This window comes from Pseudomonas sp. 008 (assembly GCF_016861935.1).
Lineage (GTDB): Bacteria > Pseudomonadota > Gammaproteobacteria > Pseudomonadales > Pseudomonadaceae > Aquipseudomonas.
Window position 1 is genome coordinate 316,376 of sequence record NZ_BOMA01000005.1, and the last position, 26,195, is coordinate 342,570.

Consider the following 26,195-nt stretch of genomic DNA (forward strand, 5'->3'; position numbering starts at 1 on the left):
ACGGGTTTTGTGTTCGACGCGCCTTTTCCTCAATCAAAACTGCCCTTTTTCGACAGGAGTTTTCCATGCCCGAGATCATCGGCCACAACTACATCGGCGGTGCCCGCAGCGCCGCTGGCAACATCGCGATGCAGAGCCATGACGCCAGCACCGGCGCAGTACTGCCCTATTCGTTCATGCAAGCCACCGTCGAGGAAGTGCACGCCGCAGCCCAAGCCGCCGCTGCCGCTTACCCCGCCTTTCGTAACTTGCCGGCGACGCGCCGTGCAGAGTTTCTCGAGGCCATCGCCGCGCAACTGGATGCCCTGGATGACGAATTCGTCGCCCTGGTCACTCGCGAAACCGCCCTGCCAACCGGACGCATCCAGGGCGAACGCAGCCGCACCAGCGGCCAGATGCGCCTGTTCGCTCAGGTGCTGCGCCGGGGCGATTTCTATGGTGCGCGCATCGACCGCGCATTGCCCGAACGTCAGCCACTGCCACGGGTCGACCTGCGTCAATACCGGATCGGCGTCGGCCCGGTGGCCGTGTTCGGTGCCAGTAACTTCCCGCTGGCCTTTTCTACCGCTGGCGGTGATACCGCGGCGGCTCTGGCCGCCGGTTGCCCGGTGGTGTTCAAGGCCCACAGCGGACACATGGCGACCGCTGAACGCGTGGCCGACGCAATCATCCGCGCCGCCGAGCAAACCGACATGCCTAAAGGCGTGTTCAACATGATCTACGGCGCGGGCGTCGGTGAAACGCTGGTCAAGCATCCGGCGATCCAGGCCGTCGGTTTCACCGGCTCGCTCAAAGGCGGTCGCGCCCTCTGTGACATGGCCGCCGCACGGCCACAACCGATTCCGGTGTTCGCCGAAATGAGCAGCATCAACCCGGTGCTGGTATTGCCTGAAGCCCTGCGCGCACGGGGCGAAAAAATCGCCGGTGAACTGGTGGCGTCGGTGGTTCAGGGGTGCGGTCAGTTCTGCACCAATCCAGGGTTGGTGATCGGTATCCGCTCACCACAGTTCAGCGCGTTCACCGCTCGGCTCAGTGCCTTGATGGCCGAACAGCCGGCGCAAACCATGCTCAACGCCGGCACCCTCGCCAGCTACGAAAAAGGTGTGCAGGCGTTAGTCGACCATCCAGGGATAAGCCATCTGGCAGGCCAGGAGCAGCACGGTAATCAAGCGCGGCCGCAACTGTTCAAGGCCGACGTCAGTCTGTTGCTCAAGGGTGATCCGCTGTTGCAGGAAGAAGTGTTCGGCCCGACCACCCTCGTCGTCGAAGTGGCCGATAAAGCCGAGTTACAACAAGCGCTGAACAGTTTGCACGGTCAACTCACCGCCACTTTGATTGGCGAAACGCAGGACCTGCACGAACACGCCGATCTGCTGGTGCTGCTGGAACAAAAGGCCGGCCGGGTGCTGTTCAATGGCTACCCCACCGGCGTTGAAGTGTGCGATGCGATGGTGCATGGCGGCCCTTACCCGGCGACCTCCGACGCCCGTGGCACGTCGGTCGGCAGCCTGGCCATCGAGCGTTTCCTGCGCCCGGTGTGCTACCAGAACTGCCCGGATGCCTTGCTGCCCGACGCCCTGAAAAACGCCAACCCGCTGGGCATTGCCCGCCTGGTCGATGGCGCCAGCCACCGCGAACCGGTCTGACAACACAACGCTCCTGTGTGGTGAGGGGGCTTGTGTGGTGAGGGGGCTTGCCCCCGTTGGGTTGCGAAGCGGCCCCAAAACCTGCAATCGCGGTGTATCAGGTACACCGCATGTAATGGTTTTACGACTGCTACGCAGCCGAACGGGGGCAAGCCCCCTCACCACACAAGCCCCCTCGCCACACAGGCTCGCTTCCACAGGAGTTCGGATTATCAAGTCAGCAGCACTTTCAGATCGTTGTACAGCGCCTCGGGAATCTGCACGCCCTCCACCAAACTGTGCGCCCGCGCCGCATAACGCCGTTGCGACGGCAAGCGCGCGCCCTGCCCTTCAATCCCTTGAAACAACACCTCGGCCCGGGCCAAGTGCTCTTCAGTGGCCGCTCCCAGAAAACGTCGCGGATCCAGCGCGATGATCAACTCGCCATGGTAGGGCGATGACTTGCTGCCCGCGTCGTAAGCCAGTGACTCGGCGCTGGTCAGGTCACCGATCAAAGGCCCGGCAATCAACTCCACCATCGCCGCCAGCGCGGAGCCCTTGTGCCCACCGAACGTCAGCATCGCGCCGCTATCGAGCACCACGTTGGCATCGGTGCTCGGCCGCCCCTCGGCGTCCACGCCCCAGCCCTCGGGAATCGCCTTGCCGGCACGCCGATGCAACTCGATATCGCCACGGGCAATTGCACTGGTGGCGAAGTCGAACACAAACGGATCCTGCCCCACGCGTGGCCAGCCAAAGGCAATGGGATTGGTACCGAACACCGGCACCCGTCCCCCGGCCGGCGCCACCCAGGCATGGCTCGGATTACACGCCAGCGCCACCAGCCCGGCGGCGGTCAACTGCTCGATCTCCACCCACAGCGCCGAGAAATGCACGCAGCGATTGATCGCCAACGCCGCAATCCCGTTGGCCCGGGTTTTCTCCGCCAGTAGCGGCAAACCTGCCTGGAACGCCAACTGCGAAAAACCACCCCCGGCATCCACCCGCACAATCGACGGTGCCTGGTCGATCACCCGTGGCTCGGCGTTGGCCGACACCTTGCCGGCCCGCAGGGAATTCACGCAGCCCAGAATCCGGTACAAACCGTGGGAGGCGCAGCCATCGCGCTCGCCGGCGATCACCGTCGCCGCCACCGCTTGCGCATGGGCCAGGTTAAAACCGTTGTGCAACAGGATCGCTTCGGCCAATTCACGGGCTTCGATCAGGGTCAGTCGAATCATGGTCATCTCCTTGGACAGACCGTTCAGCGTGGTCTATCCAAGGAGCGGTGGCTTGATCGGTTTAGGGACGGAGGGTGACGAAATGGGCACAGTGCCCTTTCGATCAAAACTGCGCTGATTCCAGTTCAAAGAGGCATTCGCTACCGGCCCTGGCCGATGCACTCAGCGAGTGGATGCGCGGCAGCAGGCGGGCGAAGTAGAAGCGCGCGGTGGCCAGTTTACTGGCATAGAAAGCGTCCTTGGAGTGCGTACTCATCGCAGTCTTGGCCATTCGCGTCCACATGTAGGCGTACGCGGTATAGCCGAACACATGCAGGTACTCGACCGAGGCCGCGCCGATTTCATTCGGGTTGCTCTGGGCTCGATCCAGCAGCCACGCGGTCAGTTCGTCAAGGGTGTCCATCGCGGCATTCAACGGTTTGGTGAACTCACCCAGGTCAGCGCAGGCGTTGGCGGTGTAGTGGCGAACTTCGGCGGCGAACAAGCGGTAGAGCGCCCCGCCGCTGGCGACTATTTTGCGCCCGGCCAGGTCCAGCGACTGAATGCCGTTGGTGCCTTCGTAGATCTGAGTGATACGCACATCGCGAACCAATTGCTCCTGGCCCCATTCGCGGATGTAACCGTGACCGCCGAAGATCTGCTGGCCATGCACCGTGGTTTCCAGCCCCATGTCGGTGAGGAACGCCTTGGCCACAGGGGTCAGCAGCGACACCAGTTCCTGGGCGCGGGTTCGGGTTGGCGCGTCATCGCTGTACCTGGCGGTATCCAGTTGCAGGGCCACGTAGCTGGAAAACGCCCGCCCGCCTTCGTTCAAGGCCTTCATGGTCAACAGCATCCGCCGTACATCCGGATGCACGATGATCGGATCGGCAGCCTTGTCCTCGCTCTGCGCGCCCGTCGGCGAACGGCTTTGCAGACGGTCACGGGCGTATGCGACGGCGTTCTGGTACGAGCGCTCACCCAACGCCAGGCCCTGGATACCCACGCCCAGGCGTTCGTAGTTCATCATGGTGAACATCGCCGCCAGCCCCTTGTTCGGCGCATCGACGATCCAGCCAGTGGCGCCGTCAAAGTTCATCACGCAGGTCGCGGACGCCTTGATGCCCATCTTGTGTTCGATTGAACCGCAGGACAGTGCATTGCGTTCACCCAGCGAGCCATCGGCATTCACCAGCACCTTGGGCACCAGGAACAGTGAAATGCCCTTGGGGCCGGCGGGTGCATCGGGCAGTCTGGCCAGCACCAGGTGAATGATGTTTTCGGTCAGGTCGTGCTCGCCGCCGGTGATGAAAATCTTGCTGCCACTGATCTTGAAACTGCCGTCGGCCTGAGGCTCGGCTCGGGTGCGGATCAGGCCCAGGTCGGTGCCGGCATGCGCCTCGGTCAGGCACATGGAACCGGTCCAGGTGCCGGCATACATGTTCGGCAGATAACGCTCCTTGAGTTCCTGGCTGGCATGGGCATTGATCGACAGGCACGCCCCGGCGGTCAACATCGGGTATAGACCGAACGACAGACTCGCCGAGTTGACCATCTCCTCGACCTGAGCCGAAATGGCCTTGGGCATGCCCATGCCACCGAACTGCGGATCACCGCCGACACCCACCCAACCGCCTGCGGCGAACGCTTGGTAAGCCGCGACAAAACCTTCGGGAGCGATGACGATGCCACTGCTCCAGGTGCAGCCCTGTTCGTCGCTGCTGCGGTTCAGCGGTGCGACCACCTCGGCGCTGATCTTGCCGGCCTCTTCAAGGATCGCGGCAGCCGTTTCTTCATCGATCACCTCGGCCAGACCAGGCAATCTGGCCCAGAGCCGGGACACCTCGAAGACCTCGTTGAGTACGAAGCGCATGTCGCGCAAGGGAGCTTTGTAATCAGACATAGTTGGCTTACTCAGAAGTGGTCAGGGCATGCGACATGGCCTGACGTTGGGTTGTATCGGTTTCAGCGGTTTGCGCCACATCAGCTTGCGCAACGGGGTGACGCAGCAAGAAGTACGACAGGGCCGGGATCAGGATCAGCGCGCCGAGCATGTTCCACAGGAACATGAAGGTCAGCAGGATGCCCATGTCGGCCTGGAACTTGATCGGCGACCAGACCCAGCACACAACGCCCGCCGCGAGGGTGATGCCCACCAGGCCCACCACCCGGCCGGTAAACGACACGGCGCTGCGGTAGGCCTGGCTCAGCGGCAGGCCCTGGCGCTGGTAATGCAATTGCACGCTGAGCAGGTACAAGGCGTAATCCACGCCGATGCCCACGCCCAAGGCGATCACTGGCAGGGTCGCGACTTTCACGCCAATGCCCATGGCCACCATCAACGCCTCGCACAGGATCGAGGTCAGGACCAATGGCAACAGGGCGACCAGGGTTGCGCGCCAACTGCGGAAGGTGATCAGACAGAACAGCGTCACCGCCGCATAGACATAAAGCAGCATGGTGCGATTGGCCTCGCGCACCACAATGTTGGTCGCCGCCTCAATCCCGGCCGACCCGGCCGCGAGCAGGAACTGGCGATCGTCGCTGTTGTTGTCCCGGGCGAATTTTTCGGCGATGCCCACCACGGCATCGAGGGTCTCGGCCTTGTGGTCCTTGAGGAACGTGATCACCGGCATCAACGAACAATCAGCGTTGAACAACTCCGGGGAGTTGACCGAGGCTTGCTGCGCGGCGTAGTTCAGCACGTCCTGATTGCGCTGGATGCTGTTGAGCTTGGGGTTGCCTTCATAAGTACCGGCGGTGATCTGGCGCACCGCGTTAACCAGCGAAGCCGTGGCCTGTACGCCCGGATACTGCTGCAGCTCCCAGGCCAGACGGTCGGCGAGAATCAGCGTCTTGTAGCTCAGGCAGCCTTCCGGCGCGGTCTTGATCATCACCGCGAACAGGTCGCTGGACAGCGCGTAGTGGCTGGTGATGTAGGCGTTATCACGGTTATAGCGAGAGTCGGCACGCAACTCCGGTGCGCCACTTTCCAGATCGCCGATCTTCAGCTGCTGGCTGATCATGAAACCGCCGATGCCCATCAGTACCGCGACCACTACCGCCCCCGTGGCCCATTTGGCCGTGGTGAAGCGGTCGAGCAAGTCCCACAGTTTGCCGAAGCCTTTGTGCCCTTCGGCACGCGTGTCGATGTTCAGCGCACGCTCGGCAGCCCTGGCGCCCACGCCGACATAAGACAGCGCCACCGGCATCAGCAACAGCGAAGTGAAAATCAGCACCGCCACACCGATACTGGCGGTGATCGCCAGATCCCGGATCACCGGAATATCGATCAGCATCAGTACCGCGAAGCCGACGGCGTCGGCCAGCAGCGCGGTAACGCCGGCAATGAACAGGCGGCGGAAGGTGTAGCGTGCGGCGATCAGTTTGTGGGTGCCACGGGCGATGTCTTGCATGATGCCGTTCATCTTCTGCGCCGCGTGGGACACGCCGATGGCGAAGATCAGGAAAGGCACGAGCACCGAGTACGGGTCGATGGCATAGCCGAGCCAGGCGACGATGCCCAGCTGCCAGACCACCGCGATCAGCGAGCAGCCGACCACCAGCAAGGTGCTGCGCACGCATCGGGTGTAGGCGTAAATGATGATCAGCGAAGTGACGACGGCCAGGCCAAAGAACATCATCACCTGGATCAACCCGTCGATCAGGTCGCCCATCAGTTTGGCGAAACCGATCACCCGGACTTTGTACGGGCCCTTGCCCTCCTCCCCGGCCTTGCGTGCAGCACTGTCACCGGCAAACTCGATCTGGTCGCGCAACTGTTCTTCGAGCATTTGCGAAAAGGCGTGGTAGTCGATGCGCTGACCGCTGGCCGTGGCCTTGTCCAGCAGCGGCACGATCAGCATGCTCGATTTGTAGTCGCTGGCCACCAGACTGCCGACGATACCGGCGCGGGAAATATTCTGGCGCAGCTGTTCTATTTCTGCCGGCTTGCCCTGGTAGGTATCGGGCATCACCGGGCCGCCCTGGAAACCTTCCTCGGTGACTTCGGTCCAGCGCACCGCCGGGCTCCACAACGACTTCATCCAGGCACGGTCGACACCCTCGGCAAGGAACAATCGGTCGTTGACCTGTTTGAGCACGTCCAGGTAACCGGGGTCGAAGATATCGCCCTGAGTGTTCTCCACCACCACCCGTACCGAGTTCCCCAAACCGCGCAGCGACTGGCGGTTTTCCAGGAAGTTCTGGATGTACGGCTGGCTCTGCGGAATCATCTTTTCGAAGCTTGGACGCAGCTCCAGGCGAGTCGCGGCCATGTAGCCCAGCATCAGGGTGACCAGCGCCATCAGCAGCATGAACAGCGGACGATAGTTGAACACCAGCCGCTCCAGCCGGTTGCCGGAATGGCAGTCGAAATCCCGCAGATCGCGGATCACCGGCATGGTTTCTTGTTTGGTATGGCCCATGTCTGGGTTCTCGCTCTAAGGGTTCGAGGACTTAATCAACGGACAGCGTCCGTGCACCACGGCTGCCAACCAGCACCAGCGCACCGTCGGCGGACTGAGCGGCGCCGGTCACCGGGGTCGATGCCGGTTGCTGAACCAGGTGCAATTGCGCGCCTGTGCCCTGGCTGACCAGCATCTGCCCGCCCTGGGTGAACAAGCGATAGTTGCCACGGTTATCGACGAGGCCGGCGGTGATGCTGACGTGCAGGCCACTGTCCAGCGGGGTCCAGTTGAGGCCGCCGTCCGTGCTGCGCAACACGTTGCCGCGCAGGCCGTAGGCAATCACTTCGCCGGATTTGCCAAGCACGCCGAAAAAACTGCCCTGATAGGGTGTCGGTACGGCGGCGAAGCGCTGATCGGTGTTGTTCCATTTGAGCAACAGGCCCTGTTCACCGGCGATGTACAACGCATCGCCGGTGGAGGCGATGGCGTTGAGGTGAAAGCCCTGCGGGTTGTCGGTGCGGTCCTGAAACGGCGTCCAGCTCTGGCCGCCGTCTTCGGTACGCAGGATCAGGTTGAACACCCCGACCACATAGCCGAGGCGGTCGTTAGCGAACCAGACATCGAGCAAGGGTTTGTCGGCGCCCTGCGCAATCAGGCGCTCACCTTCGGCGACCAGCAGTGGCCATTGCTCGTTGCCGGGCTCTGCACTGGCCAACGCGCCGTAATGCTTGACCAGCAAGGCGCCGATCTCGCGGCCATCCAGTTGCTTGCGCCAGGTCGCACCCGCGTCACTGCTGTGCAACACCACGCCGTCACCGCCCACCGCCCAGCCTTGGGTAGTGGAAGGAAAACTGACGGCATTGAGGTCGGCACTGACTGGCACCGCTGCCTGCTGCCAGTGTTTGCCGGCATCATCGGAATACAGAATGTGGCCACGCTGCCCGACGGCGACCAGACGGTCGCCGTCGCGGGCCATGCCCGATAGCGGGCTGTTGACAGCCAGGGCGCTGACCCTGGCCGGCAGATCCAGCACGTCGACATAACCGGAGGCCTGGCTCAAGCCCTGCAACATTGCAAGCAGTGCGCCGAGCGCCAGCCGCAGATAATTTTTGTACGAACACATACCGCGTCCTCTTCGGATAACCGCGCCGGGACACACATCCGTGTGCCTGACTTTCAAACCTGACGCCCGAAACGATCGGCATACGCCGACCGTCGTGCGGTCCCTTGCCTTGCGGGCAACGGAACGCTCGGACGCGTTGTCACGGTTTGCTTAGCGAATCCCGCTACCTGCCAGGGATTCCGACGACCACTGCGCCTTGGAGAGCGGCTCGATGTACTTGATCCCGCCGTAAGGCCCGACCACGCCATTGATGTTGTAGGAGCCACCCACCAGGTCGTAGATCATGAAGGGCGTGGAGTCCGGGACTTGCTTGTCGTAGCTCTGGCTGAGGAACGCGAAGGAGCCACGGTACAGCTGACCACGGGCGTCGTACTGGTCAGAGGCCAGAGCGGTCCAACTGTCTTCATCGAGGTAGAAGCGACGCTTCTGATAGATGTGTCGGGCGCCAGCCTTGAGATTGCCCTCCACCACCCAGACGCGATGTTTTTCCCAACGCACATAATCGGGTGCCAGGTGATTGGCAGTGGTCAGCGACTTGGGGTCCTGGGCGTAGGTCAGCTTGTAAGTGTTGTAGGGCACGATCATTTCCTGCTTGCCCACCAGCTTCCAGTCGTAACGGTCCAGCGCACCGTTGAACACGAAAACATCGTCGTAGGTACCCGCGCCGGCGGTGCCGGGGTTGGGCGTGTCGTAAGCCAGGTTCGGTGCCAGCTTGACCCGACGCTGGCCAGGCAAGTATTGCCAGGCACGGCGCGGTTGCTGCAGCGGGTTGGCGGCGTCCTTGAGCATCACCGCTTCACCGGCCCGGCGCGCAGGGCCGGTGTAGGACAGCTTCATCTGGTAGTACACGTCGGCGCTGCTGATCGGCTGCGCCAGGTTCTCGTAGATCGGATAGGAAATGAACGCCTGCCCGGTGGTCGCCAGGCTCGGAATGCCTGCGGAGTCGACGTTCCAGGAGTCGTACTTGGAGTTGATGCTGACGCCCTGATAACGCAACAGGAAGTTCCACATCGCCTCGTTACCCGTCTGCGGAATCGGGAACGGCACGCCGGGCAGCACGTTATCGACGGCCAACCCACCTTCGAGGGACTTGGCGCCGGTGGCATTTTTCACCCCGTTGTCCAGCACCGCCTTGGGCAAAGAGACGGTACGGTGGGTCGGGTAGACATTGACGTGGAAACTTGGGAAACGCTTGGCCAGTTCCGCGGTGGTTGCACTGAGCAAGCCCTTGTACTGATCGACGTTCTTGCCGTCGATCACCAGCAGCGGCTTTTCGTTGGCGAAGGGATCCGGGCGCATGCTGTCACCGGATTTGAAGCTGGCCGGCGGCGTGGTCAGGCCACCGTCATAGGCGGGGATGGATCCGTCGGCATTCCCGGCCTTTTCAGCCCCGACCAGGGTCAGGCTGGTGCCGAGCCTGGCGGCTTCCTGAGTCGATACAGCGGCCTGTGCCTGGCTGGCAATAACCATCGCCAACGAGGCGGCTAACACGGTTTGCACACATTTCATCTTGTTATTCTCCTGCTTACTTTGCGTAAGCCAGTGGTGAATCAAAAAGTGGTTTTCATCGTCAGGTAAACGGCGCCACGGTCCTCAGTCGTGGCACCACCACCGGAGAAGGCCGAGTAGCCACCGCCGTAACACGCGTAGTTTTCATTGCCGCTAAAGGCATTGGGTGTGGAGCCGTCTCCGCTGCCGGCATTGGCCGCGCCGGTGCTCAAACCACTGACGTCGCACTTGTCGGTCTTGCCGAAGGAGTCCACGTACTTCAGGTCGATGAAGTATTTGTTGTACACAACGGCACCCACGCCCAAGGCATAGTTGCCGGTGTCTTTGGCACCGCCACCGGACACCGGTGACACGCCGGCGAGGCCGACGTTGATGGACATCGGGGCGTTGAGATCGACCCCCGGGAATACCTGGTACCAGGTCGGTGTGAAGTTGACCGCGATGCCCCAGTTGTCCCGGGTCGGCTGGTCGATGCCGCGATAGGTGTCCTGGCCCTTGTAGAGCGCTTCGTTCTTGCTATCGAGCTTGAGCAGGTTGCTGTAGTACAACTCGGCGAGCAGGCTGGCCGAATCGAACACTGGCGTTTTCGGGAATGTCATCAGGCCGTTGAGCGTCCAGTGCAACGTGTCACCGGTGGCACTCAGGCTGTCGCCCTTTTGCGGGGTGTCATAGATCACACCGGTGGCCGCCGTACGGGCCGGCAGCAGACCCAGACCGGCGCCGAAGCCCTGCGGCCCGGTCGAGCTGACAATCGCCGGAATACTGGCCAGCGGCATGTTGTGACGAATGTTCAGGTCCGAACCCACACTGATACCGCGCACATCCTTGGACAGGCTCAGGCCAAAGATCTGAATGTTGTCGGCATAGGCCAGTTGATAGGTGCTGGTGCTCAACGAATTGAGGGTGTTGACCACCGCCGGCACCATGCCGGCAGGCGGGGTGCCGTTGGGATTGGCAGACGTCAGCCCGGTGGCGTTCAGCCAGGCTTGCGGCAGGATTTCCGAGGTATTGCGGTAGTAAACACCGAGGGTGCCATCCAGCCAGGCCGGCGACCACTTGGCCATTACCCCCCAGTCGCCGCGCTTGTCCGGCGTCAGGTCATGACCGCGACGCACATTGGTCAAACTGTTGCAGGGTGCCAGACCGCAACCCAACGGGCTGCCCGGCACCACACCATTGGTGTTGCCCAGCAGGAACGACTGCGCACCGAAGCCGACCAGATCGGAGCCGCCATAGTAAGTACCGGCTTCCGGCAGGCGGGCGGCATCCCAATCGAGGAAATACTGAGCGGCCACGGTCAACTCGGGATTGACGGTGAACGACATCGACAGCTGGTTACGCGGAACGAACAGTTCCTTGGCTTCGGTTCCCGGCGAGGCGGCCAGTTTGGCCAGGTCCAGCCCGGACTGGCCGTAGCTGATCGAGTGCACCGGGTTGAGAATGGTCTCGCCCCAAAACACGTTGTGTTGACCGGCCTTGACGCTCAACAGCGACTCCCCGCCCACTTCGGTGCTGTAGAACACGAAGGCATCGAGGATTTCGCCGGAAGGACCGGTGTAGTAACGCTCGGCGTAGTGGCTCAGGTGGGGGCTGCCATTGCCGACATTGTCGCCCGTGACCCCGGCCAGGCGCGGATCGTTGGCGACCAGACCCGACCTTGCGTCATTGCCATTGACGAACGGGTTGGAATTGGAACCGGTGTTCTCGTAGGCCTTGTCATACCAACTGGCGGCGCTGACGCGAAAGCCCATGTGGTCCTTGTAGACCACATCCATTTCGGTCAACAGGTCAACGCGGTTGGTGATGTTGGTTCCGGCCTTGCGGAAGTTGTAGTCGCCATCATTGTTGTTCGGCGTCGCCAACAGGCGCTTGTCGGCGCTTTCGGTGCGCACACCGTAGTTGTACTTGACGGTGTTATCCAGGCGCGCGGTCCAGTCCGGGTTACCTGTGTCCAGTTCGACCGCATGGGCAACCGGCACGGCTGCGGCCAGCATGGCCGAGGCCAATAAGGTGCATCGCGAGGGGGCGAACCCGTGACTCTTATTGTTGTGCATTGCGTTGTCTCCGCCTTTTTGTATTTGTTTTAAGCGCAGCCGCCCTCACCCCCCCTTGTTCCAGGGGGTTGCGTTTTTCAGGAATGAGGGCAAATGCCGGATGACTGAGGGCCACCCGGCGCCTGAACTAGCGGTCCAGCTCCAGGATGAGAGCTTCGGCTTGAGGCCAGTGGCCAAAGCCTGCAGCCGGATTGAGATGACCTGCATCGCCTACGTTGAGCAGTTCACTGCCCCAGCCTTCAGCCAGCTGAGTGACGGCGGCCAGGCTGGCGAGATGGTCGTTGGTACTGGCGGCCACCAGACTGCGGAACGGCAGCGGCCCTTTTGGCAGAGGGTTCCAACCCTGGGTACGCAGGGTTTCAGCGGATGGGTAGCCTTGCGGCCAATCAGCATCGAGATCCGGAGGAGTGGCCAGCAGCGCACCCTTGATCGGCCGGCTGTGTTGCGCAGCCCAGTGTGCGACCATCAACACGCCCGCGCTGTGGGCCACCAGAATCACCGGCCCATCGATCTGCTCCAGCTGGTGTTGAATCGCTTCGACCCGCTTGGCGCAATCGAGCTTGTCGGTTGCCTGCGGCGGCACACTGCGCACCTTGCACAACCTGGCTTCAAGCAGCGTTTGCCAATGCTCGGCAACGTGCTCGCGCAGGCCCGGTACGATCAGAACGGTTGCGGCAGTTTGCAGTTTGTCCACGTCAACACCTTCGCTTTCTCGATGACTCGACTGGCTCTATTGGCCAGGGGCTTTTTGTAGGACTGACATTAAAGAGCGCCCACCCGAAGCGCTTTTCATTGGACGTCAAGCACTTTTCTTTTCATGACAAATTTTCAGGGATCGGCACGCGGCGACCATTGGTCGTAAATCCCCGCAGGTTCTCTGCGGGTCACTGTAATCAACGGGTGAGCGTCGATTGCGCCACGACAACGGAGGTGATCCTGGACAGATTTGAGCGAGCGCCCTCGACAACCTCGCAACTGTTCAATTGCTGATGTGCTGGATATAGTCGCCACGCTCATTTGAATCGCAACCGGCCCAGGAAAGACTTTCGCATGCCCAAGCTTGTTCGCGCCGCCGTCTTGACCAACTACCTGGAGGTCACTCAATACCTGGGGTTCAACCCGCGCGATGTACTGGCCGGCGTCGGCCTGAGCAAAGCCCTGCTGCAAGCGCCCGAACACCGCATTCCCATTGATGCCGCCGTACGCCTGCTGGAAGACTCGGCCGCCGCCAGCGGCTGCCAGAATTTCGGCCTGAGCATGGCCGAGTCGCGCCAACTCTCGGACTTCGGAGTGGTCAGCCTGCTCCTCAGCCACCAACGTACGCTGCGTGATGCCTTGCAGGTCGTGGTGAATTACCGTCACCTGATGAATGATTCGCTGGCCATCTTCATTGAAGAGGCCGACAAGATGGTGATCATTCGCGAGGAGGTAGTCACTGAATCGCCCATGCCTTCCCGCCAGGCCACTGAGCTGGCCATCGGGGTCATGTTCCGTCTGTGCGCTGCCTTGCTCGGCACCCACTGGCACCCCTACAGCGTCAACTTCACGCACCAGCCCCCGGACAACCTGCAACTGCATCGCCGTCTGTTCGGCTGCACGCTGGAGTTCGGCAGTGAGTTCAATGGCATTGTCTGCTCCGACGCCAGCCTCGACATGACCAACCCCAATGCCGACCCGGCCATGGCGCGCTACGCCCAGAGTTACCTCGACTCGCTGCTCAACCACGAAGGCCCGTCGATACTGTTCGAGGTGCGCAAAGCCATCTACCTGCTGCTGCCGATGGGACGCGCCACCATCGAGCAGATCGCCCAGACCCAGGGCATGAATGTCCGGACTCTGCAGCGTCGCCTCAAAGACGACGGCTGCGCCTTCAACGACCTGATCAACGACGTTCGCCGCGACCTGGTGCTGCGCTACCTGGACAATCCGAATTACTCGCTGGGCCGGATCGCCGACATGCTCGGCTACTCCATGGCGAGCTCCTTCACACGCTGGTTCATCACCCAGTTCGGCATGCCGCCCGCTACATGGCGCAGCGCACAAAAACAAACCATCTCAAGACCGCTCTCTGGTTCCAAAGAGTCCTGAGCTAGCCGCACCTTCGAGTCATCTATGGCTGGCGCGGGCAAAAAAGTCCGCTGCCATTCCACACCTCATACCCCGCATTCATTGCCTGAAGGCTTTTCTGACAGCCTCAGGCTTCAACCATCCCATCTCGATCCTACAAGCGATCAAGCCGCGACTGGCAGCGTCACCTATTCCCCAACGCGCACCGTTGTTCCCAGGAAACCGATCACTGATTTGGCGCCCGGGGACGGGCTTTGCGCAAAAGGGATGCATCCATGGAAAAGGACTTTGTGGGTTACCACTGTGCCGTCTGCCGCGAGCGAGCTCTGGCAGAGCGTGCCCGACGGCCCGTGCACCGACCGAACCAGGCTCAATACGATGAAATGATGGCCCGACAGCGGGCGCGGGAGGAGCACCACAACGCTGAGTGGGAAGCCAAGGAAAAACGCGAGGAAGCCGCTCTCGCGAATGTCACCCTGCGTATCGGGGTGTTTTTCGATGGCACCGGCAATAACCCGTTCAATGTGGAGATGGGGCGCAAGTGCGGGGCTCATCATCCGGTGTCGACGGAGGATATGGATGGGAGTTGCAAGCCGTATATGCAGGACCCTGACGGCAGCTATGGGGGTGAGGTGACGAATGTTGCGCGGTTACATGATTTGTACATGACATCTACCGACCGGGGAAAAATCATCCAGCAAAAAAAGGCATTCGATAAAGTCTATGTCGAAGGTATTGGCACGACCGCAGGCGGGCAAGACAGTCTGCTGGGCATGGCTTGGGGCCGGGGTGAGACCGGTATCGAAGCTCGGGTATTTGACGCATTCGGCCAGATCAAACGGCGGTTACGCAACTTTCATCAGGTCTTCCCGGACATCCAGATCAGCTCCTTGACCTTCGACGTGTTCGGCTTCAGCCGTGGTGCGGCCGCCGCCCGACATTTCGCCTGTTTGTGCCTGTCAGGGACCAACAGTCCGCTCAGGGAAACGCTGTACTTGCCGAATAGCCTGTTCGCCCGGGGCTTCAGCAAGGTCTTTGGTGAAGGGGTCAACATCGGGTTTGTCGGCCTGTTCGACACCGTCGCTTCCGTGGGTGGCCTGAGTAACCTGGGTTATGTGCGCAGCCCGGTAGCCCCCGGGGTCAAGTTGTATTTGATGCCGCGCTTCTTTCCCAATGTTCTGCAACTGGTGGCACGGGACGAGTACCGCGCGAACTTCGCCCTCAACAGCGTCGGTCCGGACCATCTGGAAATCAGCCTGCCGGGTGCTCACTCGGATATCGGCGGTGGTTACCGCGAAGACATCGAAGAGTGCGTGTTACTCAACCCCATGCAGGCCTTGGAAGTTGGTGAGTTCACCGACGTAAAAACCACCTCGATCTACCGCGATGCCCAACAGGAACGGGCGAAATGGCACGCCAAGGGCTGGCCCATGGAGATGCTGGAACTGATCACCCCAGATCCGGTAAAGCTGCTGCCTGAACCAAGAGAGCAGAACGCGCCAAAACAAAAGCGGGTATTTGTCGGTTTACAGCTACGACGTAAGATCGGTGCCGGGCTGTCGCGGGTGTACCTGCGGGTGATGTATGAAGCTGCCAAAAAGCATGGGGTTGAATTTGACGATCCTCAGGAAGATCCCGAATTAGCACCACCCGCGGAACTTGAGCCAATGTGCGAGCGGTTTGTCGCCGGTGATTACCGCGTTACCGCCGCAGAGGAGCAATTGCTGAAGCTGCACTACATCCACCAGTCAGCGCACTGGACCCCGACTTTCCTTTCGGGGCCTCGCATCACCCGATTCGAACTGGCCTATGCCCATATCCCAACGGCAGATGCCGCAAGGGTGCACCACCCTCATGTACCGGAATGGACACTGTAACCATGAAAATTCTGATCCTGTTATTGGCGCTTATATCGATAGGTGCCTGCCAACCCGTCGATCCGCTGTCGGCCAAAAACGACTACAGGACATCCTGGTGGTACATCGGCTTCACCGAGCCCGCTCATATGACGGTATGGGTCGAGACCTCCGCTGTCGAGGATATAAACGGGCGAATTTTTTACAATATCGCTGCGGGGGTAGCGGGTAGCAGCGACCACGAGAATGGAACTGAAAATGCGCGGGGCTGGGTAGGTATTGGCGGGGCCGGCAAGCCCGTCACAGGCGCCGACCTGCCGAAGCGCCTCTATGTGCGCTGGCAATCGATTGTCGAGCGCAAGACCTACGCGGGCTGGATCGATATCTCCGAGTCCACCCGCGATATCATGCGCAACTCGACAGCCCAACGTTGCCACGAGACCCCAGAGTTCACCGCCAACCCGAGTGCGGCCCTGAATCTGGGATTGGCGCCGGGTGGCATCATTCAGGTCTGGGTCTGGGACGATTGTTTCCGTGCCCACAAAGTCGACCGTGGCCAAGTCGGCATCGAGCCGTTAGGCCCCTATCAAGGCAAGTACAACGGCTACCACGGAAAGATCAAAGACTCTTCCAAACGCTACATCGAACGCTTTGGCATTCCCTATGGCAGTTGGTGACGACGTATCGTTGTTCCAGAACCGGTCAAACAAAAAAAACGGCGACTGCTGGCACAGTCGCCGCAAAAGAACCGGTGTCAGGGACACCGGCCGAGAGTCCCACCGCGCCATGGAGGCAACGCAGTGCAACGCCGCTCGTGAATGAGGTTGTCGCGTGTCTACAGCCCCCAGCGCAGCAACAGCAACACCAGCACGACCAGGAACACCGTCTCCCCCACCATCAGCAGAATGGGTTTGATACCGACCGCCGCCAGCTCCTTGAGCTGAGTCTTCATACCCAGGGCGCTGATGGACACCACCAGGCACCAACGCGACAGTTCATTGACCGAACCTTGCACCACCGGGGCAACCCAGCCGGTGCTGTTGATACAGGCCAGCAGCAGAAAACCGACGGCGAACCACGGTAGCAGTGGTGGTCGCTTGCCGGTCGGATCGGCACCCTGCATGCGCGTGACCATCGCCGCACACACGATCACCGGCAGCAGCATCGCCACCCGCATCAACTTGACCACTGTTGCGGTATCGCCAGTTTCGGTCGACAGGCTGTAACCAGCGCCGACGACCTGGGCGACATCGTGGATGGTCGCCCCCCAGGAACACCCCCGCCACTTGCGGCGACAACGACAGCCAATTGGCAATCATCGGGTACACGATCATCGCCAGGGTCGACAGCGCCGACACCCCGATCACCGTGAACAACGTCGCGCGTTCTTTCTGTGGATGATTGGGCAATGCCGCCGCCAGCGCCAACGCCGCCGAGGCACCACAAATCGCAGTGGCTCCGCCGGTGAGCATGCCGAACAAGCGCTGAAACCCTAGCGCCTTGGCCGCGATCACCGAAACGCCGATTGTCACCACCACCAGAATCACCACTAGGGCCACAGGCTTCCAGCCCAGCGCGGCAATCTGCTCAAGGGTGATGCGCATGCCGAGCAAGGCCACGCCAATGCGCAACACAGTACGTGCAGTGAATTCGATGCCAGCCTTGCAGGCACCATCACTGGCCAGGAAGTTCAGCGCCATGCCCAACAGCAAGGCAAACAGCATCACCGGCGCACCGTAATGCTCGGACAAAAAGGACGCGGCGGCCGCCACGATCAAGCTGACGATAAAGCCTGGCGCCAATTCGCGCGTTCGGCTGTGGATACGGGTAAGTGCGATAGCGTTCATGGCGCGGGCTCCTCGCAAGCGATGACGATGAATGCCTGGCCGTCAATTGTCTCGACCGGATAGTTGGCAACTTTGACCTGGGTTGAATTGAGCAAGTAACCGCTGCGCAGATCGAAGCGCAGGCCATGGGCGCAGCACTGGATCACCCGCCCCTCAAGGCGCCCGCCACACAACGAGGCGCCCTGGTGCGGGCAACTGTCGTCAATGGCGAACAGGTCACCTTCGATGTTGAATAACGCCAGGCTTTTACCATCGCATTCGAACAGCGCACGACCGCCTGCCGGCGGGAGTTTTCCAGCGGGCACGGGGATTCGAAGACTCATGCCGGTTGCCGCGCGCGATGACTGTCGAGCAAGGCTTCGCACATGGCGTCAAATAGCGCCTCGGCAGGCTGCGCGCCCACCACCGTCAGGCGACCGTCGAACTGAAAACTGGGCACGCCACTGGCGGCTCCCGCCTCGTTGCCAATGTAAGGATCGCCGTCGCCTTGCAGGCAGGAGGCCATGGCATCAGGGTCGAAACCACACGACCGGGCGATGGCAAGCAAGGTCTCCTGGCTGCCCAGATCCTCACCGCTCTCTGATCCCTGAAGCTGGAAATAGGCTGCGAACAAACGCTCAAGCAAAACATCGCATTGGGCGCTATTGCCCAGCACCTTCGCACGCTCCAGCAAGCGATGGGCGTCGGCGGTATTGGGCATGCGGACGATGCGACTCAAATCGATGGGCACGCCCTCCGCCATCGCAGCCTGCTGCACCTGGGCCAGGCGCATCGCTACGGCTTTAAGACTGCCCAGGCGCTTGAGGTAAAAATCGACAAAGGGTTCACCCTGTGCCGGCAGCTGCGGCAGCAATTGCACCCCGTGCCACACCGTGGTGATTTCCACGCCGGGTTGCTGGACACGCAGCAGGTCTTGCGCGCGCTCCAGTTGGCGCTTGCCGATCAGGCACCAGGGGCAGATGAAATCGAAAAACACATCAATACGTAAACGACCACTCACAACTTCACCTCTAACACCGCTTTGCCAATCGAATCGTGGACTTGCTCGCCCTGAAGCCGGGCCATGTCCTTGTGGTAATGACACTTGGCGTAAAAGAACACGGCCGCTGCCGCGATACTGACCAGTGGCACCATTTGAAAAGCCGCCTGCAAGCCGATGAGGTCGGACACCCGGCCGGTGATGAACGGCCCAGGCGCCAGCCCCAGCATGTTGTTGGCCAAGGTCAGCGTGGCGAAGGCCGTGCCATGGACCGAGTAATGGGTCAGGTTGGCAACCATGGCTCCGCAAGGACCGGTCGTGCCGGCGGCAATCAACATCCCCAGGCAGATCAGCACCAATTGCACAGGCCCTGGCGGCAGGGCGAAGGCCGTCGACAACAGCAGACAACTGCCCAGGCAATAGGCGATGGCCAAAGCGACTTTGCGCTCCGGCCAATGGCGACACAGTCGATCGCTGAGCATGCCGCACAGGATCATCCCCGCGCCGCTGCACAGCACGATGATCGCCGCGACGCCGCCCGCCTTGTCCGTGGCCATGTCGTAATAGCGATTGAGGTAGCTGGGCATCCACACAATCACGGTGCCGCCGACGAACAGTTGCAAGCCACTGCCGATGTAGGCCGCGATCACCGAGCGGCTGGAAAACAGCGTACGCAACGGACGCTTGACCGCGGCAGCCGCCTTGTTCGCCGCCTGCGCGGCACGCTGCGGAGCAATGCGTGCTTCCTTGACGATGATCGGGTAAAGCACCGCCAGCAGCAGGCCGAACAGCGCCATGCCGGCGAACGACCAGCGCCAGCCCAGTTTGGCGGCGATGGCACCGCCCAGCGCCATGCCTAATACCGAGCCAAACATGCCGCCCGCCATGAAGGCACTGGCCAGCGTTGCACGCATGTGTTTGGGAAACACCGAAATCACCACCGCGATGCCGACGCTGCCATAGGCTGCCTCGCCTACCCCCACCATGAAGCGGGCGATAAACATCTGCTGGTAGTCCTGCGCCAACGCGCAGCCCAGTGTGGCCAGGCTCCACAACAGCGCCATCAACGCCAGGCTTTTGACCCGACCGAAGCGATCCGCCAACAACGACAAGGGGAAGGTGAGCAGGCCGACCATCAGGGCAACAATGCCACTGAGCAGGCCGAGTTGACCGTCGCTCAGGGCCCACTCGCCCTTGAGCATCGGAAACACCGCATTCAGTACCTGGCGCGACATGTAATCGGAAATCAGCAGGCCGAACGTCAGTGCGAAGACGATCCAGGCATACTTGCGCGCAATGCCGACGCCACTGCCGTCGTCATCGTCTGCGGCGATTGGGTGAAAGGCCATGCAGCCTCCTCAAAGCTTCGTTTTATTGTTGTTATCAAGCGTGTTGCCAAGCAGCGAGCGGGAGGCTTTTGACCGCCCGCTTCGTCTGCCGATCGGTCGATCAGCCGCGTTGCGGCACACCTTTTTGTCCGGCCTTGCGGTTGGGGGCCATGCCATTGGCCAACAGGGCTTCTTCGATGCTTTGGTACTGCACACCGATGCGATAGATCTCGCGGGCTTCTTTACCGGTGGCGATTTCGCGACCCAGTTCATGGGCGATGCGTACGGTTTGCTCGATTTGCTGCACCGAGCTGAAACGCTTGCCCTTCTGATCAATGATCGTGTCTTCAATCCCCACGCGAGGGTGCAGCCCCATCGCCAGCGCCATGGTATTGAACGGCAGTACGTTCTTGAGCAGCGATTCGGCGGTCAGGGTGCAACCGTCCGGCGCACGATGGATGAAGTTGAAGAAGTTGAACGGATTGGGGCCATCGAAACCGCCGCCGATGCCGATCCAGGTCAGGTTCAACGGCCCCCTGTACACGCCTTTGCGAACCAGGCGTTCAAGGGTCTCCATGGCATGCATGCCGGTCAGTTGGAAATGCGGCTGGATGCCGTTGTCCATCAGACGCTTGAGGTGTTCGGCGACCCAGGCCGGGCCAGCCGGTACGGTCATTTCGCTATAGGCCGCCTGATAGGCAGGGTTGGCCAGGGACGTACCTTCCAGGTATTCCGGATACAGCAACTCCATGATGTTCATCTGGGTGGTGTTGATAGCCACCGTCACCTGATCCGGTTTTGGCGTCAGCTCCGCGAGCATGTGGCGAGTGTCGTCAGACAGCCACTTGGCCGCTTCACCATCGCTTTCGGGTGCGAAGGAAATCGAACCGCCAACCTGGATGATCATGTCCGGCACGGCTTCACGCACACCGGCGATCAACTCGTTGAACTTGGACAGACGCTTGGAACCCTTGCCGTCCAGTTCGCGCACGTGCAGGTGCAAAACCGTGGCACCCGCCTCATAACAATCGACCGCTTTCTGCACCTGCTCATCCATGGTCAACGGGATGTCTTCGGGAAAGTCTTCCGGCATCCACTCGGGGCCATACGGGGCCACGGTGATGACTACCTTTTCCATGTTTTCCGGGTGCAGGGAATCGTCGAAGAATTGCATGGGTTACTCCTATTATTATGGTTGTCCGCACGCCCGGATCGCGCCGGGCGGACGTGTCTGTGAGAGCGAATGCAGCTGCGGTCGATCGTTAAGTCTTGTCGCCGATGATGCCGGCGCGTTCCATCTTGCGATGGCACGGCGGGTAATCCATGACGGCGTAGTGCTGGGTACTGCGGTTGTCCCAGATGGCAATGCTGTTGGGTTTCCAGCGCCAGCGCACCTGGTACTCGGGGATGTAAGCCTGGCTGATCAGGTAGCGCAGCAACTCACTGGCACCCGGGTTGGCGTCCTGGCCGAAGCGCACCCGCTCGGGGGTGTGGTAGTTGCTCAAGTGGGTAGTAAAGGCGTTGACGAACAGCACCTTTTCGCCAGTCTCCGGATGGGTACGGACCACCGGATGCTCGGCATCCGGGTACATCGCCTTGAGCGCCAGACGCTTTTCAATCGGCATCGCGGCACCGAAACTCGCTTCGATGCTGTGGCGCGCACGCAGGTCGGCGATCTTCGCCTTTACGTCATCCGGCAACCGCGCGTAGGCCTCCACCATGTTGGCCCACATGGTGTCGCCGCCAACTGGCGGGCATTCCACGCAACGCAACACACAGCCCATTGGCGGCGCTTCGCGCCAGGTCGCATCGGTGTGCCAGGCGTTCTCATAACGGTCCATCGGCTGGTCCGGGCGCTTGTAGATGCGCACCAGCCCTGGATGATCCGGATCACTGCCGGCCACCGGGTGATCCTCCAGCTCGCCAAAGCGCCGGGCGAAGGCCACGTGCTCGGCCCGGGTGATCTCCTGATCACGCAGGAACACCACGCGATGCGTGAGCAACTGAGCACGGATCTCGGCAAAAAGACCGTCGTCATGCACCGCATCGGCGAGGTTGACGCCCAGCAGTTCCGCGCCAATGCTGCAGGTCAATTGTTCGACTTTCATGGAAGACGACTCCCTTAAATGACGAAAATCGATGAGCCCGTGGTCTTGCGTGATTCCAGGTCACGATGGGCCTGGACGGCATCCTGCAAGGCATAGTGCTGGTTGATCTCGATCTTGATCCGGCCGCTGCCGACATGGTCGAACAACTCATTGGCCAACGCGGTTTTTTCCGCCGGGTCGGCGATGTAGTCGGCCAGGGCCGGGCGGGTCATGAACAGCGAGCCTTTCATCGCCAGCAGTACCGGATCGACAGCCGGGATCGGACCGGAGGCCGTGCCGACGCACACCATCAGACCGCGACGCTTGAGCGAATCCAGGGAACCCATGAAGGTGTTCTTGCCGACACTGTCGAACACCACGTTGACACCAACGCCGTCCGTCAACTCGCGCACACGCGGGGCGACGTCTTCATGGCTGTAATTGATCACATGGTCGCAGCCATGGGCCTTGGCGATTTCACCCTTGACCTCGGTGGACACGGTGCCGATGACGGTCAGGCCGAGCAGCTTGGCCCACTGCGCCACGATCAGGCCCACACCACCGGCGGCAGCGTGCAGCAGAATGCTGTCGCCGACCTTGAAATCGTAAATGCGCCGCATCAGGTACGACGACGTCAGGCCGCGCATGGTCATCGCCGCGGCGGTCTCGAAACTGATGGTTTCCGGCAACTTGATCAGCGGTGCGGCCGGGATCAGCCGTTCGGTGCTGTAGGCACCCAATGTATTGAGAAAACCGGTGTAAGTGACGCGATCCCCCACGCGCACGTTGGTAACCCCCTCGCCGATCGCCTGGACCACGCCGGAGGCTTCGACCCCCATGCCATTGGGCATCGGGATCGGATAGGTGCCATTGCGAAAGTAGGTATCGGCATAGTTCAGACCCACCGCCACATGACGCAGACGAACCTGACCTGGACCGGGCTCGCCGACTTCGACGTCCTCATAACGAAGGACTTCGGGACCACCGGTTTCGTAGAAGCGTACGGCTTTGGCCATGTTTTCTTATTCTCCAGTCTGCAAGGTTGGCGTGCAGCGTCGATTTGCGCTGACTGGACTGTAGGACGCCGCCTGACGAGCCGCTTCTCATCAGACGACAATGGCTTTTCATTTCATGACAGTGAGCCGGCGGGTACGGGCGGCATCAACAGGCCACTCGTCGGGTGGCGCAACCCGACTGATTGACAGCGATGGGTGCCTGCGCAATTATTATTAGATCGCATGCGATACAAACGTATACGACACACAAATCACATCATTCGAAACACTGAGGATCCACCCCATGAGCAAGATCGAAAAAGTCCTGATGACCGGCAAAACTCACACCACCGCCAGCGCCGCTGGCAACACGTCGCGTGGTCATAACGGCAGCCTCGACATTACGCTGTCGTCGCCTGGAAGCGCGAAACCGGCGCACGTGTTCACCGCCATTCAGCCACACCCGACCGCCGAGCAACTGTTCGCCGGTGCATGGTCGGCCTGTTACACCGCCGCTGTCGGGCTGGTGGCCAATGACATGAACGTGGTGCTGCCGTCTGATTTGTCGGTCGACATCGAAGTCGATCTGGGCCAGACCGGTGCGGCCTACTTCCTTCAGGCTCGATTGACGCTCCGCGTGCCGGGTCTGGCGCACGACGTTGCAACGACACTGGCGCACACCGCCGATCAGATTTGCCCGTACTCGAAGGCGACGCGCGGCAATATCGACGTGGCCCTGAACGTCCTCACGGTTTAACGCACCGCGATTGGCATTTTTTTTACCCACATACATCGCATGCGCTTTAAGCGCATGCGAATAACAAGGCCAAACCCATTCCGATAAAATCGTACACGAGGTATATTTTGCTTTTGCGAGCCTTCTACTTTGGCCAATGAGGAAGCACATGAAACGCACCGACAAGACCGTCCCCGCTGATCTGAAGCTCTCCGACTTCCTGTGTTTTGCGGTTTATTCCACGAACCTGGCCTTCGGCAAGGCCTACAAGCCGATACTCGAGCACTTGGGGCTCACCTATACGCAATACATCACCATCGTTGCGCTATGGGAGGAAGACCACCAAACCGTGGGCAGCCTGGGCGAGAAGTTGTTTCTCGAATCGAACACGCTCACACCGATCCTGAAAAAACTGGAAGCGATGGGCTATCTGCAGAGGCAGCGTGATCCCGAGGACGAAAGACAGGTGCGGATCAGCCTGACGAAAAGCGGTCGACAGCTACGCGAAGACCGCCCTGAGAAGGGCCTTTCCCACGCAACCGGTCTGGAACCGGACGAGTTCGCACAGTTGCAGAACGCGATCGTGAAACTGCGCAGCAATCTCATCAAATCGACGAAAGCCGAGGAATGAACGTCTGCTGATCGTTTCTTTCGCACCATCCGCACACGTAAAAAAGCCCGACGCTGGAACACTCGCCGGACTTTTTCTATCATTGCCCGGCAATGACGGTGTATCGGTTCAAGGCAAAGGATCGAACTTCAAGCTGCTGAGGCTCTGCACTTTGTCCTCGCGAACCATTTTGTACTCGGTGTTCGGGCCGATCCAGCGATCCCAGATCGCGTCGATCTCGCCGGCTTTTTCCATGGTCGCCAACGACTCGTTGACCTTGGCGAGGAACGCCGGCTCATCCCTGCGCATGCCCGCGCCAATTGGCTCGAGCGCCATCGGCTCCTTGGCGAGCGCCAATTCGACGCCGCTGGCCTTGGCCTGATTGACCAGTTTCAGGGCGGTCATGGTGTTGGTGACCAGGCCCACGACCTTGTTCTGCTGCAAGGCCATGTAGGCCGAACCGGTGTCCTGGAACGTCACCGGTGTGGCCCCGGCAATGCGGATCGACTGCTCGGAGGTCGAGCCTTTGGTGGAGCTGATGCGCTTGTCCTTGAAGTAGCTCTTCGGCTGATCGGCGTGGGCCGCGCGCACCACAAGGGTTTCCTTGGCGATGTAGTACGGATCGCTGAACTGGATCTGTTCAGCCCGCGTTTTTGTGTAAGCCAGGTTGGCGAAGATCACATCGACTCGGCCCATTTTCACTTCAGGAATCCGTGCTTCGACAGACAGCGGCTTGAGCTCCAATGCGACGCCCATGGTCTTGGCCAGTGCCTTGCACAGGTCGACGTCCATGCCCACCAGCTCACGGGTTTTCGGGTCCGGGGCGGAAAATGGCGGCACGTCGGCGTACACACCGCAGCTCAACGACTTCTTGGCCATGATGTCGCTCAATTGATCGGCCTGCGCTACCGCAACAGCCAGAGGACCTAACGCCAGCGTGACAAACAGATGCTTCATACGCATGGAAAAACTCCTGGGATTGGAAAGTCGGATGGCAGAGGGAGCAAAATCACTGCGGCTCAATGGGCACGCAGATCGGCAATAAAGCGTTGTGCCCGCGGGTGCGAGGGCTGATTGAAAAAGCTCTCGGGCGTGCTCTTTTCCAGAATCTGACCCGCGTCCATGAACCAGATGGTGTCGGCGACTTCACGGGCGAAATTCATCTCGTGGGTCACACACATCATGGTCATTCCATCCTTGGCCAAACTCTTCATGACGTTCAGCACTTCACCGACCATTTCCGGGTCGAGGGCACTGGTGGGTTCATCGAACAACATCACCGGCGGCTCCATCGCCAGCGCCCGGGCGATCGCCACCCGTTGCTGCTGACCGCCGGACAACTGCGCCGGATACGCACCGGCCTTGTGCGCCAGGCCTACCCGATCAAGCAACTGCATGGCTTGTTGCTTGGCCGCCGAGCCTTTCAGGCTGCGGATTTTGGTCGGTGCCAATGTGATGTTTTCCAGCACCGACAGGTGCGGAAAAAGATTGAAACTCTGGAACACGAAACCTACACGGCTGCGCAGCCGATTGATGTGTGCATCAGTGCCGTGCACGTCCTGGCCATCGAACAGTATCTGGCCTTTCTGGATGTCTTCCAGACGATTGACCGTACGGATCAACGTCGACTTGCCAGACCCTGACGGGCCGCACAACACCACCACTTCTCCGGGTTTCACCTCAGCAGTGATGTCGGTCAGCGCGTGGTACTCGCCGTACCATTTATTGATGTTGGAAAACATGATCATTG

The 26,195-nt window shown here is 60.8% G+C and carries 21 protein-coding genes and 1 pseudogene; 6 read left to right on the top strand and 16 right to left on the bottom strand.

The annotated features are described in order from the left end of the window. The first annotated feature begins 65 nt into the window (after positions 1-65). Entirely contained in the window at positions 66-1,646 is a 1,581-nt protein-coding gene (locus JUI81_RS13040) for an aldehyde dehydrogenase (NADP(+)) (RefSeq protein ID WP_028939788.1), read from the top strand. A gap of 212 nt (positions 1,647-1,858) precedes the next feature. On the opposite strand, the gene JUI81_RS13045 is transcribed toward JUI81_RS13040, so the two are convergent. The 7 genes from JUI81_RS13045 to JUI81_RS13075 all read right to left on the bottom strand — a co-directional run bounded on the left by JUI81_RS13045 (position 1,859) and on the right by JUI81_RS13075 (position 12,634). After that, on the bottom strand, positions 1,859-2,866 hold the full coding sequence (locus JUI81_RS13045; RefSeq protein WP_019581946.1) for an Ldh family oxidoreductase: 1,008 nt from the start codon (positions 2,864-2,866) through the stop codon (positions 1,859-1,861). 103 nt (positions 2,867-2,969) lie between these two features. Next, complete coding sequence (locus JUI81_RS13050) at positions 2,970-4,748, bottom strand: acyl-CoA dehydrogenase C-terminal domain-containing protein (RefSeq protein ID WP_204124414.1); 1,779 nt, start codon at positions 4,746-4,748, stop codon at positions 2,970-2,972. Between the two features lie 7 nt (positions 4,749-4,755). Then, positions 4,756-7,272, bottom strand: coding sequence for an RND family transporter (locus JUI81_RS13055; RefSeq protein ID WP_204124415.1), 2,517 nt, complete (start codon positions 7,270-7,272; stop codon positions 4,756-4,758). 31 nt (positions 7,273-7,303) lie between these two features. Then, positions 7,304-8,377, bottom strand: coding sequence for a YCF48-related protein (locus JUI81_RS13060; RefSeq protein WP_204124416.1), 1,074 nt, complete (start codon positions 8,375-8,377; stop codon positions 7,304-7,306). A gap of 150 nt (positions 8,378-8,527) precedes the next feature. Continuing rightward, complete coding sequence (locus JUI81_RS13065) at positions 8,528-9,886, bottom strand: DUF1329 domain-containing protein (RefSeq protein ID WP_204124417.1); 1,359 nt, start codon at positions 9,884-9,886, stop codon at positions 8,528-8,530. Between the two features lie 41 nt (positions 9,887-9,927). Then, entirely contained in the window at positions 9,928-11,940 is a 2,013-nt protein-coding gene (locus tag JUI81_RS13070) for a DUF1302 domain-containing protein (protein ID WP_204124418.1), read from the bottom strand. A gap of 127 nt (positions 11,941-12,067) precedes the next feature. After that, positions 12,068-12,634 (bottom strand): alpha/beta hydrolase, encoded by a 567-nt coding sequence (locus JUI81_RS13075; RefSeq protein WP_064616845.1) that lies wholly within the window; start codon positions 12,632-12,634, stop codon positions 12,068-12,070. 356 nt (positions 12,635-12,990) lie between these two features. Here JUI81_RS13075 and JUI81_RS13080 point away from each other — a divergent pair, with 356 nt between their 5' ends. The 3 genes from JUI81_RS13080 to JUI81_RS13090 all read left to right on the top strand — a co-directional run bounded on the left by JUI81_RS13080 (position 12,991) and on the right by JUI81_RS13090 (position 16,540). Beyond that, positions 12,991-14,028, top strand: a complete 1,038-nt coding sequence (locus tag JUI81_RS13080) for an AraC family transcriptional regulator (protein ID WP_019581939.1) — start codon at positions 12,991-12,993, stop codon at positions 14,026-14,028. A gap of 254 nt (positions 14,029-14,282) precedes the next feature. Beyond that, the gene (locus tag JUI81_RS13085) at positions 14,283-15,884 is read left to right on the top strand and encodes a DUF2235 domain-containing protein (RefSeq protein WP_028939796.1); all 1,602 of its coding nucleotides are present in this window, start codon (positions 14,283-14,285) and stop codon (positions 15,882-15,884) included. A gap of 2 nt (positions 15,885-15,886) precedes the next feature. After that, positions 15,887-16,540 carry a DUF2931 family protein gene (locus JUI81_RS13090; RefSeq protein WP_028939797.1) on the top strand — a complete coding sequence of 218 codons (654 nt, stop codon included), beginning with the start codon at positions 15,887-15,889 and terminating at the stop codon, positions 16,538-16,540. A gap of 158 nt (positions 16,541-16,698) precedes the next feature. Here the strand turns inward: JUI81_RS13090 and JUI81_RS13095 are convergent. The 7 genes and pseudogenes from JUI81_RS13095 to JUI81_RS13125 form a co-directional block, all read right to left on the bottom strand. After that, positions 16,699-17,710 (bottom strand): annotated as a pseudogene (locus tag JUI81_RS13095) (YeiH family protein). After that, positions 17,707-18,033, bottom strand: coding sequence for a Rieske 2Fe-2S domain-containing protein (locus tag JUI81_RS13100; RefSeq protein ID WP_026286598.1), 327 nt, complete (start codon positions 18,031-18,033; stop codon positions 17,707-17,709). Before JUI81_RS13100 ends, JUI81_RS13095 begins: the two are co-directional and overlap by 4 nt. After that, positions 18,030-18,710 (bottom strand): DsbA family oxidoreductase, encoded by a 681-nt coding sequence (locus JUI81_RS13105; RefSeq protein WP_204124419.1) that lies wholly within the window; start codon positions 18,708-18,710, stop codon positions 18,030-18,032. Before JUI81_RS13105 ends, JUI81_RS13100 begins: the two co-directional genes overlap by 4 nt. Continuing rightward, entirely contained in the window at positions 18,707-20,038 is a 1,332-nt protein-coding gene (locus JUI81_RS13110) for an MFS transporter (RefSeq protein ID WP_204124420.1), read from the bottom strand. Before JUI81_RS13110 ends, JUI81_RS13105 begins: the two co-directional genes overlap by 4 nt. A 100-nt stretch (positions 20,039-20,138) precedes the next feature. Continuing rightward, a complete protein-coding gene (locus tag JUI81_RS13115; protein WP_019581933.1) occupies positions 20,139-21,191 on the bottom strand; it encodes a 3-keto-5-aminohexanoate cleavage protein in 1,053 nt (350 codons plus the stop codon). An 88-nt stretch (positions 21,192-21,279) separates the two neighbouring features. Then, entirely contained in the window at positions 21,280-22,125 is an 846-nt protein-coding gene (locus JUI81_RS13120; RefSeq protein WP_019581932.1) for a TauD/TfdA family dioxygenase, read from the bottom strand. 14 nt (positions 22,126-22,139) lie between these two features. Next, positions 22,140-23,120 carry a quinone oxidoreductase gene (locus tag JUI81_RS13125; RefSeq protein WP_204124421.1) on the bottom strand — a complete coding sequence of 327 codons (981 nt, stop codon included), beginning with the start codon at positions 23,118-23,120 and terminating at the stop codon, positions 22,140-22,142. Between the two features lie 283 nt (positions 23,121-23,403). Here JUI81_RS13125 and JUI81_RS13130 point away from each other — a divergent pair, with 283 nt between their 5' ends. Both JUI81_RS13130 and JUI81_RS13135 read left to right on the top strand, forming a co-directional pair. After that, entirely contained in the window at positions 23,404-23,856 is a 453-nt protein-coding gene (locus JUI81_RS13130) for an Ohr family peroxiredoxin (protein ID WP_028939803.1), read from the top strand. A 148-nt stretch (positions 23,857-24,004) separates the two neighbouring features. Further along, positions 24,005-24,466, top strand: a complete 462-nt coding sequence (locus JUI81_RS13135) for a MarR family winged helix-turn-helix transcriptional regulator (protein WP_204124422.1) — start codon at positions 24,005-24,007, stop codon at positions 24,464-24,466. Positions 24,467-24,574: 108 nt separating this feature from the next. On the opposite strand, the gene JUI81_RS13140 is transcribed toward JUI81_RS13135, so the two are convergent. Both JUI81_RS13140 and JUI81_RS13145 read right to left on the bottom strand, forming a co-directional pair. Next, entirely contained in the window at positions 24,575-25,408 is an 834-nt protein-coding gene (locus JUI81_RS13140; RefSeq protein ID WP_204124423.1) for an ABC transporter substrate-binding protein, read from the bottom strand. A 56-nt stretch (positions 25,409-25,464) separates the two neighbouring features. Continuing rightward, positions 25,465-26,193 (bottom strand): amino acid ABC transporter ATP-binding protein, encoded by a 729-nt coding sequence (locus tag JUI81_RS13145; RefSeq protein ID WP_177318277.1) that lies wholly within the window; start codon positions 26,191-26,193, stop codon positions 25,465-25,467. Positions 26,194-26,195 lie beyond the last annotated feature (2 nt).